We start from the raw sequence: 15150 nt of genomic DNA on the forward strand, positions 1-15150 counted from the left end.
CGAGGTCGCTTGCGGCGCCTCGAAGGCGCGGGTCGGGGAACGCGAGCGGCTTCCGCCCTGACGCACCCGCCCCAGGCTTGCGCAGAGACGTCGGCAGGTTATGATTTCCGGGCGCGGCCTTGCGATGGTGACGGGCCGGGCGGGCGCCGGGGGCGGTGGACGCAAGGGGCGGGGGAAGGCGAGGGACATGTCAGGATCGTTTTCGACGCCCGCAGTCGCCGGGGCTGCGGCCGGCTTGTCGCGATTGGATGCGCCCGCGCCGGCGCGCTCCGCGCTCGCTCGCGCCGCTTCCGCGCCGGTGTTCATTCATTCGAGCTGGCGGACCTCCAGCACCTGGCTCTGGGCGAAACTCAGGTCCGCGCCGACCGCGATCGCCTATTGCGAGGTGTTCCACGAGCGGCTCGCGTCGCTGACGATCGAGTATCTTCGCAGGAACGACTATTCCGGCTGGAACTCGAAACACCCGGAGGGCGCGCCCTATTTTCTCGAATTCGCGCCCCTCGTCGGGCCCGGCGGCGCGGCCCGCGGCTACGACCGCCGGATGGCGGTCGACTGGTTCGTTCCGCTCGAGGGGCTCGGCGGTCCGCTCAGGGACGCGGAACGAACCTATCTGGAGGGGCTGATCGCCGCCGCCGCGGAGCGCGGCAAGGTCGCCGTGCTGACCGACACCCGGACGCTCGGGCGCTTCACCGCCATCGCCGGGGCGTTTCCGGGCGTACACGTCCTGCTGGTGCGCAACCTGTTCCACCAGTGGGCGTCCTACACCGAGCAATGGGCCAACGGGAACGGCTATTTCCTCGACATGCTGTTCGCCACGGTCGAGGCGGCGGCGCGCGCCGATCCGTTCGCGCGCCTCCTCGCCGACTGGTTCGACGTCGGCGAACGCTCGCCGCTCAACCCCGCCACGTTCCAGCTTTTCCTGCTGTTTCATCTCTACCTCACCGTCCATGCGCACGACGCGGCGAACCTCGTGGTCGACGTCAACCAGGTGGCGGCGGAGCCCGAGCGCCGCGCCGCGGTCGAGGCGGCGCTCGCCGCCGCGGTCGGCGCGCCGATCGACCTCGCCGACGCCCGCGCCCCCTTCGGCCTGTCGCTGTTCGCCGTCCCCTCGCGCACCGCCTTCGTCGACACGATCGAGCAATTCTTCAAGCTGGCGATCGACGGCTCGGTCAGCGCGGAGGCGGTGCGGTTCGGCGCGCGCGCGAAGGACGAGGCGCTGCTGGAATGGGACCGGTGCGAGTTCTACTGCGGCGCCCAGCGCGCCCGGTTCGGCAAGGCGGCGCCTCCGGCCCTGGCTCCGGCCCCGGCTCCGGCCCCGACGACGGCCGGCGAGGCGATGCGGCCGAAGGAAAAGCGCCGCGGCAGGCGCCGGTAGACGCGGCGCGGCGGCTCAGGCCGGCCGCCAGTTTCCGTGGAAGCCGAAGGGAACGCGCCGCGGCGCGCGGGCGCGCGCGATCGGACCGGCTTCGATCGCGCCGGCGTCGAAGACCACGAAATCGCTGCGATCCTCGGCGCCGCGATAGACGAGCGCGACAATCCACCCGTCGCCCTCCGCAGCGTCCGGCGCGCGCGGGACGAACACCGGCTCGCCGGGCGAGTCGCCGGCGGCGAACGGGTAGAGCGTGCGCCGGCCGGTCGCGAGGTCGACGTGGGCGATGCAGTCGAAGCCTTCGCCTCGCGGCAGGTCGGACTGTCCGGCGAACCAGCCGTGGCGATAGGACAAGCCCGCCCGCCGCTCGTCGAAGCGGGGGAATTCGCCGGGCAGATCGTCGAGCGGCTCGCGCCGGATCGTGTCCGAATTGGCCGCGAGGTCGAAGGTCCAGCGCACGAGACGGGCGGGCGTCCGGTCCGGCGTCGACCCGTCGGGGCGGGGAAACAGCGGCGCGACCGGATATTCCATCACGTCGGCGACGATGGTCTCGCCCTCTTCCCACGCGTTCATCGGATGGAAGACGTAGCAGGCTTCCGTCGTGAACCAGCGCATGCCGCCGACCCCGGCGTCGCGCGCCATCACGCCGACATGGGCGCCCTTGTCCGGCTCCCAGGCGAAGGGCGGGCCGCCGCGCATCGCCCGCCCGAGATCGCCGGTCAGCGGCAGCACGGGGAACAGCGCATGCCGGCGCGTCGCCAGAAAGTCGTGCGCCATGCTCGAGAACGGCGCCTCGAAATCGTCGCGCCGCGTGACCCGGCCGCTGGCGTCGGTCACGCCCCAGGACATGGTTTTCGTGAACCATCCCCCGGCGGAATAGGCGAACCAGAGCATCTCGCCGGTCTCGGGATCGATTTTCGGATGCGCGGTGACGCGGCCCCGGTACGATTCGACGTAGCCGCGCGGTTCGAGCGTCCCGGGATCGAGCTCGAACGGCATGTGGGCTTCCTCGAGCGCCAACAGTCGGCCCGCGTGCCAGACGACGTTGGTGTTGGCGACGCCGTTGTCCTTGCCCACGACCGACGGGTCGGCCGCCCTCGGGTCGAAGCCGCCGAACAGCGCCCTGCCGGCGGCGTTCTCCAAAAGCCACTTCGGCGTCCGGACATAGCGGTTGCGGTAGGCGACGCGGCCGCCGTCGACGAAGAAGGCGTGGATCATCCCGTCGCCGGCGAACCAGTGGTGTTGGCCGCGCGGCTCGAACTGCGGATTGGGCCCGTTGCGGTAGAACGCGCCCCGGAGACCCGGCGGAATCTCGCCCTCGACCTCGAGGACGAAGTCGTCCTCGCTCCGCACCGGCGCGAAATTACCGGCGAGCCAGGGATTGATCGAAGGCGAAGGGTCCATGGGGCGTGTCTCCCGAGGCGATCGGCGTCGAGCGCCGTTGCGTTGCGAATCGATTTGGGCAGTATCGCTGCGATCGCGTTTTCGGCGGCGGCGGAACGGGCGGCGACTGCGGCGCACGGTCCTTCCCCGCGCCTGATCCGAGGAGACGACAATGCAAAGGCGGAAATTGGGCGCGGGCGGCCCGGAGGTCGGCGCGATCGGCCTCGGCTGCATGGGCATGTCGGACTTCTACGGGCCCGCCGACCGGGCCGAGAGCATCGCGACCATCCACGCGGCGCTCGATTCCGGCGCGACCCTGATCGACACCGGCGACTTCTACGGCCAGGGCCACAACGAGATGCTGATCGCCGAGGCGCTGAAGGGGCGGCCGCGCGACAGCTACCAGCTCAGCGTCAAGTTCGGCGCGCTGCGCGATCCGGCGATGAATTTCATCGGCTACGACGCGCGCCCGGCGGCGGTGAAGAACTTTCTCACCTATTCGCTGAAGAGGCTCGGCGTCGAACACATCGACATCTACCGCCCGGCGCGCCTCGACCCCGAGGTGCCGATCGAGGACACCGTCGGCGCGATCGCGGAGATGGTTCAGAAGGGCTATGTGCGGGCGATCGGGCTGTCGGAGGTGAACGCCCGGACGATCCGGCGCGCGGCCGCCGTCCATCCGATCGCCGACCTGCAGATCGAGTATTCGCTGGTGGTGCGGATGGTCGAGGCCGAGATTCTGCCGGCCTGCCGCGAACTGGGGATCGGAATCACGGCCTATGGCGTGCTGGCGCGCGGGCTGATCTCCGGCCACTGGACCCGCGAGCGCTCGGGCGGGCGCGACTTTCGCGCCGCCTCGTCGCGCTTTTCCGGGGACAACCTCGAGCACAACCTGACGCTGGTCGAGGCGCTCAGATCCCTGGCGCATCGCCGCGGCGCGAGCGTCGCGGCGATGGCGGTCGCCTGGGTGATGGCGCGAGGGGGCGACATCGTCCCGCTGGTGGGCGCGAGGAAGCGCGTCCAGTGGGCGGAGTCGGCGGCCGCGGAAAACCTCGCCTTCACGGACGCCGATCTCGCGGCGATCGAAGCGGCCGTGCCCAAGGGCGCCGCCAGGGGCGACCGCTACCCGGCGCAGGCCATGGCGCATCTCGACAGCGAGAAGCGCGACTGAGCCGGCCGTCGCCGGCCGGCTCGGAAAGGCCGGCTAGACCGCCCGCGCCTCGAGCGCCTCCTTGATCTCGTCGAGCACCTTCGGGTCCTCGATCGTCGCCGGCGTCGCCCAGGAATCATGGTCGGCGATCTTCTTCATCGTGCCGCGCAGGATCTTGCCGGAGCGCGTCTTGGGCAGGCGCGCGACCACCAGCGCGACCTTGAACGCCGCCACCGGGCCGATCTTGTCGCGCACCAGCTTGACCACCTCCCGTTCGATCTCCGCGGCCGGCCGGGTGACGCCGGCCTTGAGCACGATGAAGCCGCACGGCTGCTCGCCCTTGATGTCGTCCTTGATGCCGAGCACGGCGCATTCGGCGACGTCGGGGTGCGAGGCGACGACTTCCTCCATGCCGCCGGTCGAGAGCCTGTGGCCGGCGACGTTGATGATGTCGTCGGTGCGGCCGAGGATGGTCAGATAGCCGTCCGCGTCGATCGTGCCCGCGTCGGCGGTCTTGTAATAGCCCGGGAATTCCTTGAGGTAGCTTTCCCGCATGCGCTCGTCCTGGCGGTAGAGGGTGGGCAAGCAGCCGGGCGGCAGCGGCAGCTTGACCACGATCGAGCCCATCTGGCCGACCGGGACCGGGTGGCAGGCCTCGTCGACGATCTCGACGGCGTATCCGGGCATCGGCACGGTCGGCGAGCCGGGCTTGATCGGCAGCAGGCCGAGGCCGACCGGATTGGCCGCGATCGCCCAGCCCGTCTCGGTCTGCCACCAGTGGTCGACCACGGGCACGCCGAGCACCTTCTCCGCCCATTCGACCGTGTCGGGGTCGGCGCGCTCGCCGGCGAGGAACAAGGTGTGCATCGAGCTGATGTCGTATTTCGCGAGCAGCGCCGCCTGCGGGTCCTCCTTGCGCACCGCGCGGAAGGCGGTCGGCGCGGTGAAGAAGGCGCGCACCTTGTACTCCTCGATCACCCGCCAGAACGCCCCGGCGTCGGGCGTGCCGATCGGCTTGCCCTCATAAAGGACGGTGGTGCAGCCATGCAGCAGCGGCGCATAGACGATGTAGGAATGACCGACCACCCAGCCGATGTCGGAGGCGGACCAGTAGGCCTCGCCGGGCTTGACGTCGTAGATCGCCGACATCGTCCACTTGAGCGCGACGATGTAGCCGCCGATGTCGCGCACCACCCCCTTGGGCACCCCGGTCGTGCCCGAGGTGTAGAGGATGTACAGCGGATCGGTCGCCGCGAGGTCGGCGCAGGGCGCGCGTTTTCCCGCCGCCTTCGCGGCCTCGACCAGCGTCTTCCAGTCGTGATCGCGCTCCGGATTGATCCGCGCTGCGATCTGCGGGCGCTGGAACACGACGACCGACTGGGTCTTGGCCTTGCTGAGGCCGATGGCGAGGTCGAGCAGGGGCTTGTATTCGACGATGCGGCCGGGCTCGATGCCGCAGCTCGCGGTCAGGATCACCTTCGGTTCGGCGTCGTCGATGCGGGTCGCGAGCTCTTTGGCGGCGAAGCCGCCGAACACCACCGAATGGATGGCGCCGATGCGGGCGCAGGCGAGCATGGCGACCACCGCCTCGGGAATCATCGGCATGTAGATCAGCACGCGGTCGCCGGCGACGACGCCGAGATCCTGCAGCACGGCGGCGAGGGCGGCCGTCTCGTCGAGCAACGCGCCGTAGGTGATCGTCCGCTTGGTCGCCGTCACCGGGCTGTCGTAATAGATCGCGGGCAGGTCGCCGAGTCCCGCCTCGACATGGCGATCGACGGCGTTGTAACAGGCGTTGACGCGCGCGTCGGGAAACCACCGGCCGTAGACGCCGGCTTCGGGGTCGAAAATCCGCTCGGGCGCCTTGATCCAGGAAATCTCGCGCGCGGCCTGGGCCCAAAAGGCTTGCGGATCGGCGCGCCACTGATCATAGGTCTGCCTGTAGCCACTCATGCGTCTTCACTCCCGTCGCCGCCGTTGTCGTCGAAGTCGCGGCAATTTCGCGCCGGACGCGGTGAAGCGCAACGCCGCCGGGCTAAAACTAACGGCTTAGGTCACATTTCCATGCGGGGGAGCGTCTGAGGCGCAATGTCGGGGGAAATGGACTTCTACCTCGTCGCGATCCCTGCGGTGATCGTTCTCGGACTGTCGAAAGGCGGCTTTACCGGCCTGAGTTCGCTGGCGATGCCGATGCTGTCGCTGGTGACCTCGCCGGTTCGGGCGGCGGCGATCGTCCTGCCGGTGCTGATCGTCCAGGACTGGGTGAGCGTATGGGCGTTCCGACGCGACTTTTCGTCGCGGAACCTCCTGATCCTGATTCCCGCCTCGATGCTCGGCATCGCCGCCGGCTGGCTCCTCGCCGCGCGCGTCAGCGAGGACGCGGTCCGGCTCGCGGTCGGCGTCATCTCGATCGCCTTCGTCGTCTACATGCTCCTGCGCGACCGGCTCGGCCGCGCGGCGGTCGATCGGCCCGGCGTGCCCTCCGGCGTGCTGTGGGGCGCCGTCGCCGGCTTCACCAGCTTCATCAGCCACGCCGGCGCGCCGCCGTTCCAGGTCTACGTCATGCCGCAGAACCTGAAACCGCGTATCTTCGCCGGTACAGCGACGATGTTCTTCGCCGCGGTCAATCTCATCAAGCTGCCGCCCTACTTCCTGCTCGGGCAGTTCAGCCGCGACAACCTGAAGGTCTCGCTGGCGCTCGTCCCCGTCGCGGTGCTGTCGACCTTCGCCGGCGTGTGGCTGGTTCGCCGGGTCGACTCGAACCGGTTCTACGCCATCATCCTCGTCATCACTTTCGGGATCGGGGTCAAGCTGACATGGGACGCGCTGGGGGCGCTGCTTTAGGACAGTTCCGCGTTCCCCCTCGCCCATCGGCGCCGCTTCGCCTTTCGTTGATCCGGACGCCGAACCCCTCGCCAGAGGCCATCGAAGCGGTATGATGCGCCCCGACCGTCGCCGCGTGGCGCCGCTCTGGAAGGCGGTTGGTCGCGTCGCGAACCCCCCGGGGGGGTCCCGATCCGTCCCGAAGGGTGTGGGTAGAGGAATCCGATGTCCCAGTCGTCCTATGAGCGCGATCTCGATCGCAACGCCGCGAATTTCCAGCCGCTGACGCCGCTGACCTATCTCGAGCGCGCGGCGCAGGTGTTTCCCGATCGGCTCGCGATCGCGCACGGGCCCCTTCGCCGCAGCTACCGCGAATTTCACGCGCGCTCGAAACAACTCGCCTCGGCGCTGGCGAAGCGCGGCTTCGTCCGCGGCGACACGGTCGCGGCGATGCTCGCCAACACGCCGGCGATGCTCGAGTGCCACTACGGCGTGCCGATGTGCGGCGCGGCGCTCAGCACGATGAACACCCGCCTCGACGCCGCCGCGATCGCCTTCATGCTCGACCACGGCGAGGCGAAGGCGGTTGTCGTCGACCGCGAATTCTCGAAGGTCATGGCGGAGGCGCTGAAGCTCGCCAACGTCCGACCGCTGGTGATCGACTACGACGACCCGGAATACGACGGGTCTGGCGAGCGGATCGGCGCGATCGAATATGAAGCCCTGCTGGCCGAGGGCGACGAATCCTACGAGCGGGCGTTCCCGCTCGACGAGTGGGACGCCATCGCGCTCAACTACACGTCCGGCACCACCGGCGATCCAAAAGGCGTCGTCTATCACCACCGCGGCGCAGCCCTCCTGGCGATGGGCAACATCGTCACCGCCGACATGGGCCGGCATCCGGTCTATCTGTGGACGCTGCCGATGTTCCACTGCAACGGCTGGTGTTTCCCGTGGTCGATCAGCGTCAAGGCGGGCGTTCACGTCTGCCTCAGGCAGGTCCGCGCCAAGACGCTTTACGACCTGATCGACGAGCACAAGGTGACGCACCTCTGCGGCGCGCCGATCGTGATGTCGATCCTGCTCAACGCGCGCGAGAGCGAGCGCAAGCCCCTGCCGCATCTGGTGCGGTTCTTCACCGCCGCCGCGCCGCCGCCGGCCGCCGTGCTCAAGGCGATGCGCGCGGCGGGCTTCGAGGTCACGCATCTCTACGGCCTGACCGAGGTCTACGGACCGGCCGTCGTCAACGACTGGAAGGACGAGTGGAACGCGCTCGAGGCGGAAGAGCAGGCCCATCTCAAGGCCCGCCAGGGCGTCCGCTACCATGCGCTCGACGCCCTCGACGTGATGGACCCGGACACGATGGCGCCGACCCCCGCCGACGGGAAGACGATGGGCGAGGTCATGTTCCGCGGCAACGTGGTGATGAAGGGCTATTTCAAGAACAAGTCCGCCACCGAACGGGCCTTCGCCGGCGGCTGGTTCCATTCCGGCGATCTCGGGGTCAAGCATCCCGACGGCTACATTCAGCTGCGCGACCGGTCGAAGGACATCATCATCTCGGGCGGCGAGAACATCTCGTCGATCGAGGTCGAGGACGCGCTGTTCGAGCATCCCGGCGTCCAGCTCGCCGCCGTGGTGGCCCGGCCGGACGAGAAATGGGGCGAGACCCCGTGCGCCTTCGTGGAGATGAAACCCGGAGAGACGGCGACCGAGGAGGAGCTGAAAGCGTGGTGCCGGCAGCGGCTCGCGCACTACAAGTGCCCGCGCACGGTCGTGTTCGCCGACATCCCGAAGACGTCGACCGGCAAGGTGCAGAAATTCGCCCTGCGGGAGCGCGCGCGACGCCTCGGCGACACGGCCTGACGTCGTGGAAACGCAACCCTGGCCGGGATACTGCCGCGCGCTGCTGGCGTCGTCGGTCGCGTCGTCCGCGGCGCGTTTCCCCGGCCGCGGCGAGGAGGCGCCGGAGCGCGTCCACGGCGTGCGCAAGAGCCTGAAGGAATCGCGCGCCCTCGCGCGGTTGTTCCTGCCGAGCATCGGCGAGCCGGCCCGGGTGACGATCGCCGCGCTCGCGGTCGTCAGACGCCGGATCGGCCGCGCTCGCGACCTCGACGTCATGGAAGGCCGCATCGAGCGCCTCGCGCCGCCGCCGGAGATCGCGGCGCCGCTGCGCGACGCGATCGACCGTGAGCGCGCGGCCGCGCAGCGCGCCCACACCAGTTTCGCCACCGCCGCCTCGCGCGCCCAGCTCCAGGCGATCGTCAAGCGCCTCGAGGGGTGGGATCTGAGCCCGGTCGCGGACGCCGACATCGCCGAGGCGGCGGCGCGCACCTTCCGGCAGGCCGTGCGGCGCGGCCGCCTCGCCTTCGACGACGGCGATCCGGCGGCGCTGCACGCGTTACGGTCCCGCGTCGTCGACTTGCGCTATCAGCTGTCCGCCCTCGCTCCGGCTTGGCCCGCGACCCTCGACGCCCACTCCGAGGCGTTGAACGCGCTCCGCGACACGCTCGGCGATTACAACGACCTGGACGTCCTGGGACGCTTCGCGGCCGAACGCGGCGGGCTTTCGCCCGAAGCGCTCGCGACCTTCCACGAACGCCTCGACTCGAAGCAGCGCAAGCTGAAACGGCGCGCCGCGATCGAATTCGAGCGGCTGTTCGCCGCCGAGACGCCCGATGCGTTCGCAGCGCGCCTCGCCGTCTATCTCAGGCATCCCCTGGGCAAGCTCGCGCCGCCGCGTCCGAAGTCTTCGGAACGCCTGGCCTCGCCGCCCGTCACCGCGTGATCGATGCGGCCCGCGCCGGGCGGCGGCGGGCGAAAGCCGGCTTCAGAAATCCACCGCCAGCCCTTTCACCTCCCAGTCGCCGTAGCGGACCGGATCGCAGCCGCCGCGACCGGCGATTTCGCGCGGGCGCTCCGGCTCGCGCCGCAGCCGTCGCGCCTCGGCTTCGGCGAGCGCCCGTTTCGCCGCCGGCGGCAAGACCCGCGCCGGCGGAATCGGTTCGTCTCCCCTTGCGATCGGGCCCGAAATCTCGTCGCTCGCACTCACGGTTCTCTCCTGCGCACATCCCCGGGACGGCCCATTCTATTTGCAGCGCGAGGCGTTCATCAATGCGCCCGTCCGATCGGCCCCGACCCGGGTTGCGGGCGTGCGCCGGGTCCAGCGTCGGACGTTCCGGTCGAACGCTGCCGGCGGCCAATCAGAAACTCCACAGACAATCGTGCGCCGGGATGCGAACAGCCTCGCGCGCCGCCCAACAGGCGCTCCCGCTCCGGTCAAGTACAATATGGTCCTGGATTCCCATCCGGCCGATCGGCGCGGCGGAGAGGAGCAGATTAGCCAACACCTTTCTCATGGTCAACTTTTCTTGACGTCCGAGCGAGAGACGTCGGGACGCATGGTCGCCTTTCGCCATCGAGAGAAAATCCCTTTGGCGGCTTGCGTTGCGGCGCAAAAATCGTCTACTGAAAAAGCCTTCATAATGGCGATCGGGATTAGAGGTCATGGCCGACCGCAAACAACGTTGGTTCGGGATGTTGAACGGATCAACATTGCGCGCACTGGAAACAAAGCCCTTTACTCAGACTGCACGTGCGTTTCTGACGGACGGCGGGCCTGAGCGGCCGGCCGGGGATGAGGCTACGGAGAGGCGCTCCGGCGCCCCGCCGTTGGCTGCCGACCCGCCGCAGGTCGAAGACGCTTCACCGCCGCCGCTCGCGGCCGCCCCCTCTGCCGAGGTCGCTTCGCCAGCGCCGCCCGCCGCGCCGCTGCGATCCCAAGAGGCTTTGCCTGCGCCCGGATTCGAAGAGGCTCCGGCCGAATTCGTCACCGAGGAAAGCAGCGTCGAGCTGTGGTCGCCGGCGGCGCAGCAGCTCCACGAAATTCCCAGCCTCGACGGGGAATGGATCGCGGCCAAGCCTTTGCGCGAACAAAGCCTTCTCAGGCTCATGTTGACGCACGACGCCATCCGGTCGGCGCTCAGCGACGGGCCCGTGGTGGAAGTGCGGGCCTCGGCGGACGGCCGACTGGATTGCCTTGTGCCTTTCGCCGCCGCCATGGAAGTGAATGCGAACGATTCGAAGGAAGCCCAGCGCGCGATTCGTAGCCTGAAGAACGACATCAGCATGTTGTTCCTCCACAACGCCTTGCAGTATCTGACCGAGACGCGACAGTTTCTCGGCCTCTGCTTCTCGAAGCTGGCCATCGGCGGCGTGCTGGTGATCAGCGTGCCGCATCAGTTTCTCTACGAGCGCAAGCTGAGGCTTCCCTCGCGGCGCAACCGCTTCCACAGGCGTTTCTACACGTCGAACGTCCTCCTGGCCGATGTCGAGGAAGCGATCGACCCAAGCGAATTTCGCGTGCGGTTTCTCGGCGAGAGCGACGCCGGATACCCTTACCGGGAAGGGCTCGGCGGCAGCCCCGGCGGCGGGCAAGACATCCTGCTCGCGGTCGAGAGACTCGAGCGGCCGCCGTGGCGCGGCGACATGGACAACGATGAAATCTGGACCGGAACGCCGACCAAACCGCCGCGCTTTCTGCCGCTCGATCGCAAGGCGCCGACGCAGATCAGAATCATCGCGCCCGATCCGCTGGCGGCGAAGCGCATCATCCTGGTGAAGCTCGACCACCGCGGCGATTTCATGATGGCGACCCAAGCGTTCCAGACGCTGCGGACGGGCTTCGAGACGGCCCACCTGACGCTGGTGTGCGGGTCCTGGAACGCCGCGGAAGCGGAGCGGAGCGGGTATTTCGACGAAGTGATCCCGTTCGATTTCTTCGCCGAGGACGACTCGGCCCGAACCGAAATGCCGCCGCGCGCGGCGCTGATCGCCGAATTCGGCAAGCGCATGGCGGGCAAGCCGTACGACCTCGCCATCGACCTGCGCCTCTACGACGACACGCGAGAACTGCTTCAGAAGATCGAGGCGCGCAATCGCGCGGGGTTCGACCGGTACGATGCGTTCCCCTGGCTGACCATTCGTCTGAACACGCCGAGCGCCTCCGACGACGATCGGGGCGAGACCGGCGTGATCCCGGCGAACGTGTTCCACGCCTCCACCGCGACCGGGCACAAGGCCTATGAGATCGCGTTCGAGGAGCCGTTCACGCCGGCCGGCCAGCAGACCTTGATCTGGGGACCTTATCAGCAGCTCAAGCCCGGTCGATACCAGCTCGAGTGCCTGATCGACCCGCTGGGGGACGAGTTCGATCTGGCTTTCGACATCGTCAAGGATCACGGGACGGTGACGATCGCCGCCGGATTGCTGCCGGTCAGGCGGAAGGCGCGCCCGATCATCGATCTGATGGTGGTCGAAACCATTCCGGAATTCGAGCTTCGATTGTTCGGCCGGGCCGCAGTTCCGGTCAAGCCGTTCCGGTTCCGCGGCCTTCGCTACACCCGCCCGGGCGTTTTCCGCGGCGTGCATCAGAGCGAAGCGATGGTCTTGCTGGCTCACCTCGTTCAGATGCGGATGCACGACGCATTCACGACGGAACTGGTGTGATGTTGATGCAGGGTCGCGAGCCGCCGGTGCTGATTTCGCCGTTCGCCAACGAGCGGGTGCGCCAATGGCCATGGCAGCACTACCGAAAGCTGATCGAGATGATCGTGCGCGAGCACGGACATTCGGTGGCGGTCGTCGGCACCCGCGCCCAACGCGCCGCGGCGAACGCGATCGTTCGGGATCTGTCCTCGGAGATGGTGTCCAACGCCTGCGGGATGTGGAGCTGGGCCGAACTGGTCGCGGCGGTGGACGCGGCCCCCTACGTGGTGGCGAACAATTCGGGCGTCGCGCACCTCGCGGGCGGACGCGGCCGCTGGACTCTCTGCATCTTTGCTGCGAGTCACGCATACAGCGAATGGATGCCGCGCGGGCCGCGGGTGGTGACCCTGACCAAGGCGCTGGCGTGCTCGCCCTGCAGCGTGGGAGGCGAACGCTGCTACAACGGCGTCGCCTGCATGATCGACTTCGAACCGGCTGAGGTTTTCTGGTGCTTCAATTACGCGAGAAACGCGGCGGCGGCGTTGGGTTGAACGCGGAGCGCGGCGTAACAATGAGAATCAACTACTTCGTTCAGGTCAGCGGGACGGATCAGGGCATCAGCGGCATCCCGAGGGTCGTCAAGAACCTGGCCCGCGCGCTCGGTTCCATCAAAGGCGTCGAGTTGGTGCCGGTAAGCTGGAGCGCCAGGCTCAAGACGCTCTTCCACACCGAGCAGAAGATTCTCGACAACCTCGCGCTGCACGGCGGCCCGAAGCTGACCGCGTCCAGCGACGCCGGCAAGCCCGTCGCGATCCAAGCGGGCGAGTGGCTTCTCGTCGCCGAGGCGCCTCATCTGGGCAGTCACGACCGCGACTATCCCTCGCTGTTGATCGACCAGTTGATCGGCTTTGCGCGGCATGCCGGCCTTCTGGTCGGAATCGTGCTGCACGACATCATGCCTCTGACCCATAGCGCCGACTCCGGCGGGCGCCTCGCATTCGCGGACATGGCGTCGGTCGCCGACCGCGGCGACGAGGGCGAGCGACAGCGCCTTCGCTTCGCCATCTACGCCCACGCGGTCGCGCTCGCGGATGTCGTGCTTCCGGTTTCGCGCACCAGCGGAGAACTCCTGGGCGACTGGCTGGTCCGGAACGGACATTCGCCGGAGACGCTGCCGGCGATTGATCCAATTCTGCTGCCGGAAGAGGTCGCGTCGGCGGCGCGGATCGTTCCGCACCGGTTCCGGAAGGAATCGACTGGACCGAAGAGGTTTCTCTCCGTCGGAACCGTCGGCGTGCACAAGAACCAGCTTGCGGCGATGGCGGCGTTCCAGCGCCTGATCGAGCGGCGACCGGACCTCGACGTGCGTCTCGACGTGGTCGGCCTGGTGACCTCGGAGATCGCGGTTGCGGCGAGCCAGTTGGCCAAGCGCTCCAAGGGCAGGATCGTCCTGCACGGGCTGCTTGCCGACGACAAGCTCGAGACCATCCGCGGATCCGCCTATGCGAGCGTATTTGTCTCGCTCGCCGAAGGCTATGGCCTGCCGGTCGCCGAGAGCCTGTGGCGCGGCAAGCCCTGCCTGTGCTCGAACGACGGATCGATCGCCGAGATCGCCGTCGGCGGCGGCTGCTTGCCCGTCAATCCGCGCAGCATCGACGAGATCGAGCGGGGATTCGAGCGTCTCGCCACCGATCCGGCGCTTTACGAGCTGCTTTCGCAGCAGATCGCGGCGCGCAAACTGCGAAGCTGGGCGCAATACGCCGGTCAGATCGTCGATCGGCTCACCGCCTATTCGGAAGGCCGCCTCGATCCGCAGATCAAGCCGCGCCGCCTGCCTCGGAGCGCGGCGGAAGAGGAAGGCGCTTTCGTCAGTCCGGTTCTCGTGCTTTCCGCTGCGGATCTCAGTCTTCCGGGCAAGTTCGGCCCTCATGAAGGCAACCCGATCCGTCATGCCGGCGTCATCCGTTACGACGGCGCCAAACACGGCGCCGTCAAGGAGAACGTGCTCTTTTTCGGACCCTATGTGTGGCTTCCGGCGGGACATTACGCATTCAGGCTCGACGGCGAGATCACCGGCGAAATCTCGCTGAACCTCACCGCGGACGAGGGCCGGCACCGGATCGCCAGCGTTCACCTCTCGCGTTTCGACGAACCGATCGTCGTCGAACTCGCGCAGCCGGTCAACGGCTTCGAGATCGTGGGCCATCGCACGCCGACCCTCGAGCGGCTCGTCCTGCGGGGCGCCGTCATCGAATATCGCAGTCCCACCCTGCCGCCGCCGGCGCTTCCCGAGCCTGTCTCCGACCTGGCGGCCGTGAGCGACCCCACGCCGGCGGCGGAGACTCCGAGCCCGGCGCCCGCGACGGCGTTGTACGGCTGGGACGACAATGGCCAGCCGCTGTCCTTCCCGTGCACGATTCCCGCCTCCGGCATGCGTGTCCACGAGGCCTATGGCGCAGAGCCGGCGAGCCGGATTCGTTCCGACGCGGCGATCGCCTTCCGGTCGAAGGAGCACGATGACGTCGCGGAAACCAATCTGTTTTTCGGACCGTATCTGCATCTGGAGCCGGGCCGTTACGCCTTTCGCCTGGGCGGCCAGCTGCAGGGCGCCCTTCGGATTCGAATGACGCAGAATTTCGCATCGGGCACGCTCCTCGACACGGTCGTCAAGAGCTTCCGGCCGCCCATTCGCCTGACGCTGACGCATGCGGTGGAGAAGTTCGAAATCCTCGGCGATCGAACCAGCGACACCCGCACGCTGACGCTGCGCGCGATCACGATCGTGCGGGAAGGCGACGTCGGCGAAGATGCGCCCGTGGACGCGCCGGTGGCCGTGGAGGAGGAAAAGGCGATCGCGGCGCCGGCGGGCGTCGGCGACCCGAAATGAGCGGTCGCGGCCACGGATCTGGGGGTCGCGGCGAGGCAGGGCGTGGGCTCG

Annotated in this window: 11 protein-coding genes; 8 read left to right on the forward strand and 3 right to left on the reverse strand. The window is 68.4% G+C overall.

Annotated elements, in window-relative coordinates:
* The first annotated feature begins 187 nt into the window (after positions 1-187).
* Positions 188-1375 (forward strand): hypothetical protein, encoded by a 1188-nt coding sequence (locus DFR50_RS01230; protein WP_113887355.1) that lies wholly within the window; start codon positions 188-190, stop codon positions 1373-1375.
* Between the two features lie 15 nt (positions 1376-1390).
* Here the strand turns inward: DFR50_RS01230 and DFR50_RS01235 are convergent, their stop codons facing one another.
* Positions 1391-2773: a carotenoid oxygenase family protein gene (locus tag DFR50_RS01235; protein ID WP_113887356.1), complete on the reverse strand. Its 1383-nt coding sequence runs from the start codon at positions 2771-2773 to the stop codon at positions 1391-1393.
* A gap of 151 nt (positions 2774-2924) precedes the next feature.
* On the opposite strand from DFR50_RS01235, the gene DFR50_RS01240 reads away from it, so the two are divergent.
* Complete coding sequence (locus DFR50_RS01240) at positions 2925-3923, forward strand: aldo/keto reductase (protein ID WP_113887357.1); 999 nt, start codon at positions 2925-2927, stop codon at positions 3921-3923.
* Between the two features lie 33 nt (positions 3924-3956).
* Here the strand turns inward: DFR50_RS01240 and DFR50_RS01245 are convergent, their stop codons facing one another.
* A complete protein-coding gene (locus DFR50_RS01245) occupies positions 3957-5855 on the reverse strand; it encodes a propionyl-CoA synthetase (protein WP_113887358.1) in 1899 nt (632 codons plus the stop codon).
* Between the two features lie 135 nt (positions 5856-5990).
* Here DFR50_RS01245 and DFR50_RS01250 point away from each other — a divergent pair, with 135 nt between their 5' ends.
* From DFR50_RS01250 to DFR50_RS01260, 3 genes are all read left to right on the forward strand, one after another.
* Positions 5991-6746 (forward strand): sulfite exporter TauE/SafE family protein, encoded by a 756-nt coding sequence (locus tag DFR50_RS01250; RefSeq protein WP_113887359.1) that lies wholly within the window; start codon positions 5991-5993, stop codon positions 6744-6746.
* Positions 6747-6950: 204 nt separating this feature from the next.
* A complete protein-coding gene (locus tag DFR50_RS01255; protein ID WP_113887360.1) occupies positions 6951-8591 on the forward strand; it encodes an acyl-CoA synthetase in 1641 nt (546 codons plus the stop codon).
* 4 nt (positions 8592-8595) lie between these two features.
* Complete coding sequence (locus tag DFR50_RS01260; protein WP_113887361.1) at positions 8596-9513, forward strand: CHAD domain-containing protein; 918 nt, start codon at positions 8596-8598, stop codon at positions 9511-9513.
* Positions 9514-9555: 42 nt separating this feature from the next.
* On the opposite strand, the gene DFR50_RS01265 is transcribed toward DFR50_RS01260, so the two are convergent.
* Positions 9556-9777: a DUF1674 domain-containing protein gene (locus tag DFR50_RS01265; protein ID WP_425376057.1), complete on the reverse strand. Its 222-nt coding sequence runs from the start codon at positions 9775-9777 to the stop codon at positions 9556-9558.
* Between the two features lie 737 nt (positions 9778-10514).
* Here DFR50_RS01265 and DFR50_RS01275 point away from each other — a divergent pair.
* The 3 genes from DFR50_RS01275 to DFR50_RS01285 are packed head-to-tail and all read left to right on the forward strand — an operon-like array spanning position 10515 to position 15099.
* Positions 10515-12233, forward strand: a complete 1719-nt coding sequence (locus DFR50_RS01275) for a glycosyltransferase family 9 protein (protein WP_170152986.1) — start codon at positions 10515-10517, stop codon at positions 12231-12233.
* Positions 12233-12763 carry a glycosyltransferase family 9 protein gene (locus tag DFR50_RS01280; RefSeq protein WP_113887363.1) on the forward strand — a complete coding sequence of 177 codons (531 nt, stop codon included), beginning with the start codon at positions 12233-12235 and terminating at the stop codon, positions 12761-12763. The genes DFR50_RS01275 and DFR50_RS01280 overlap by 1 nt, the downstream gene beginning before the upstream one ends.
* Before the next feature lie 20 nt (positions 12764-12783).
* On the forward strand, positions 12784-15099 hold the full coding sequence (locus DFR50_RS01285; protein WP_113887364.1) for a glycosyltransferase: 2316 nt from the start codon (positions 12784-12786) through the stop codon (positions 15097-15099).
* The last annotated feature ends 51 nt before the right edge of the window (positions 15100-15150 follow it).

The sequence above is a fragment of the Roseiarcus fermentans genome (genome assembly GCF_003315135.1).
GTDB classification, from domain to species: Bacteria; Pseudomonadota; Alphaproteobacteria; order Rhizobiales; family Beijerinckiaceae; genus Roseiarcus; species Roseiarcus fermentans.

Coding starts and splice junctions, on each gene's coding strand:
- DFR50_RS01240 (WP_113887357.1), top strand. CDS start 2,925: ATGCAAAGGCGGAAATTGGGCGCGGGCGGCCCGGAGGTCGGCGCGATC.
- DFR50_RS01230 (WP_113887355.1), top strand. CDS start 188: ATGTCAGGATCGTTTTCGACGCCCGCAGTCGCCGGGGCTGCGGCCGGC.
- DFR50_RS01255 (WP_113887360.1), top strand. CDS start 6,951: ATGTCCCAGTCGTCCTATGAGCGCGATCTCGATCGCAACGCCGCGAAT.
- DFR50_RS01235 (WP_113887356.1), bottom strand. CDS start 2,773: ATGGACCCTTCGCCTTCGATCAATCCCTGGCTCGCCGGTAATTTCGCG.
- DFR50_RS01245 (WP_113887358.1), bottom strand. CDS start 5,855: ATGAGTGGCTACAGGCAGACCTATGATCAGTGGCGCGCCGATCCGCAA.
- DFR50_RS01250 (WP_113887359.1), top strand. CDS start 5,991: ATGTCGGGGGAAATGGACTTCTACCTCGTCGCGATCCCTGCGGTGATC.
- DFR50_RS01285 (WP_113887364.1), top strand. CDS start 12,784: ATGAGAATCAACTACTTCGTTCAGGTCAGCGGGACGGATCAGGGCATC.
- DFR50_RS01280 (WP_113887363.1), top strand. CDS start 12,233: ATGTTGATGCAGGGTCGCGAGCCGCCGGTGCTGATTTCGCCGTTCGCC.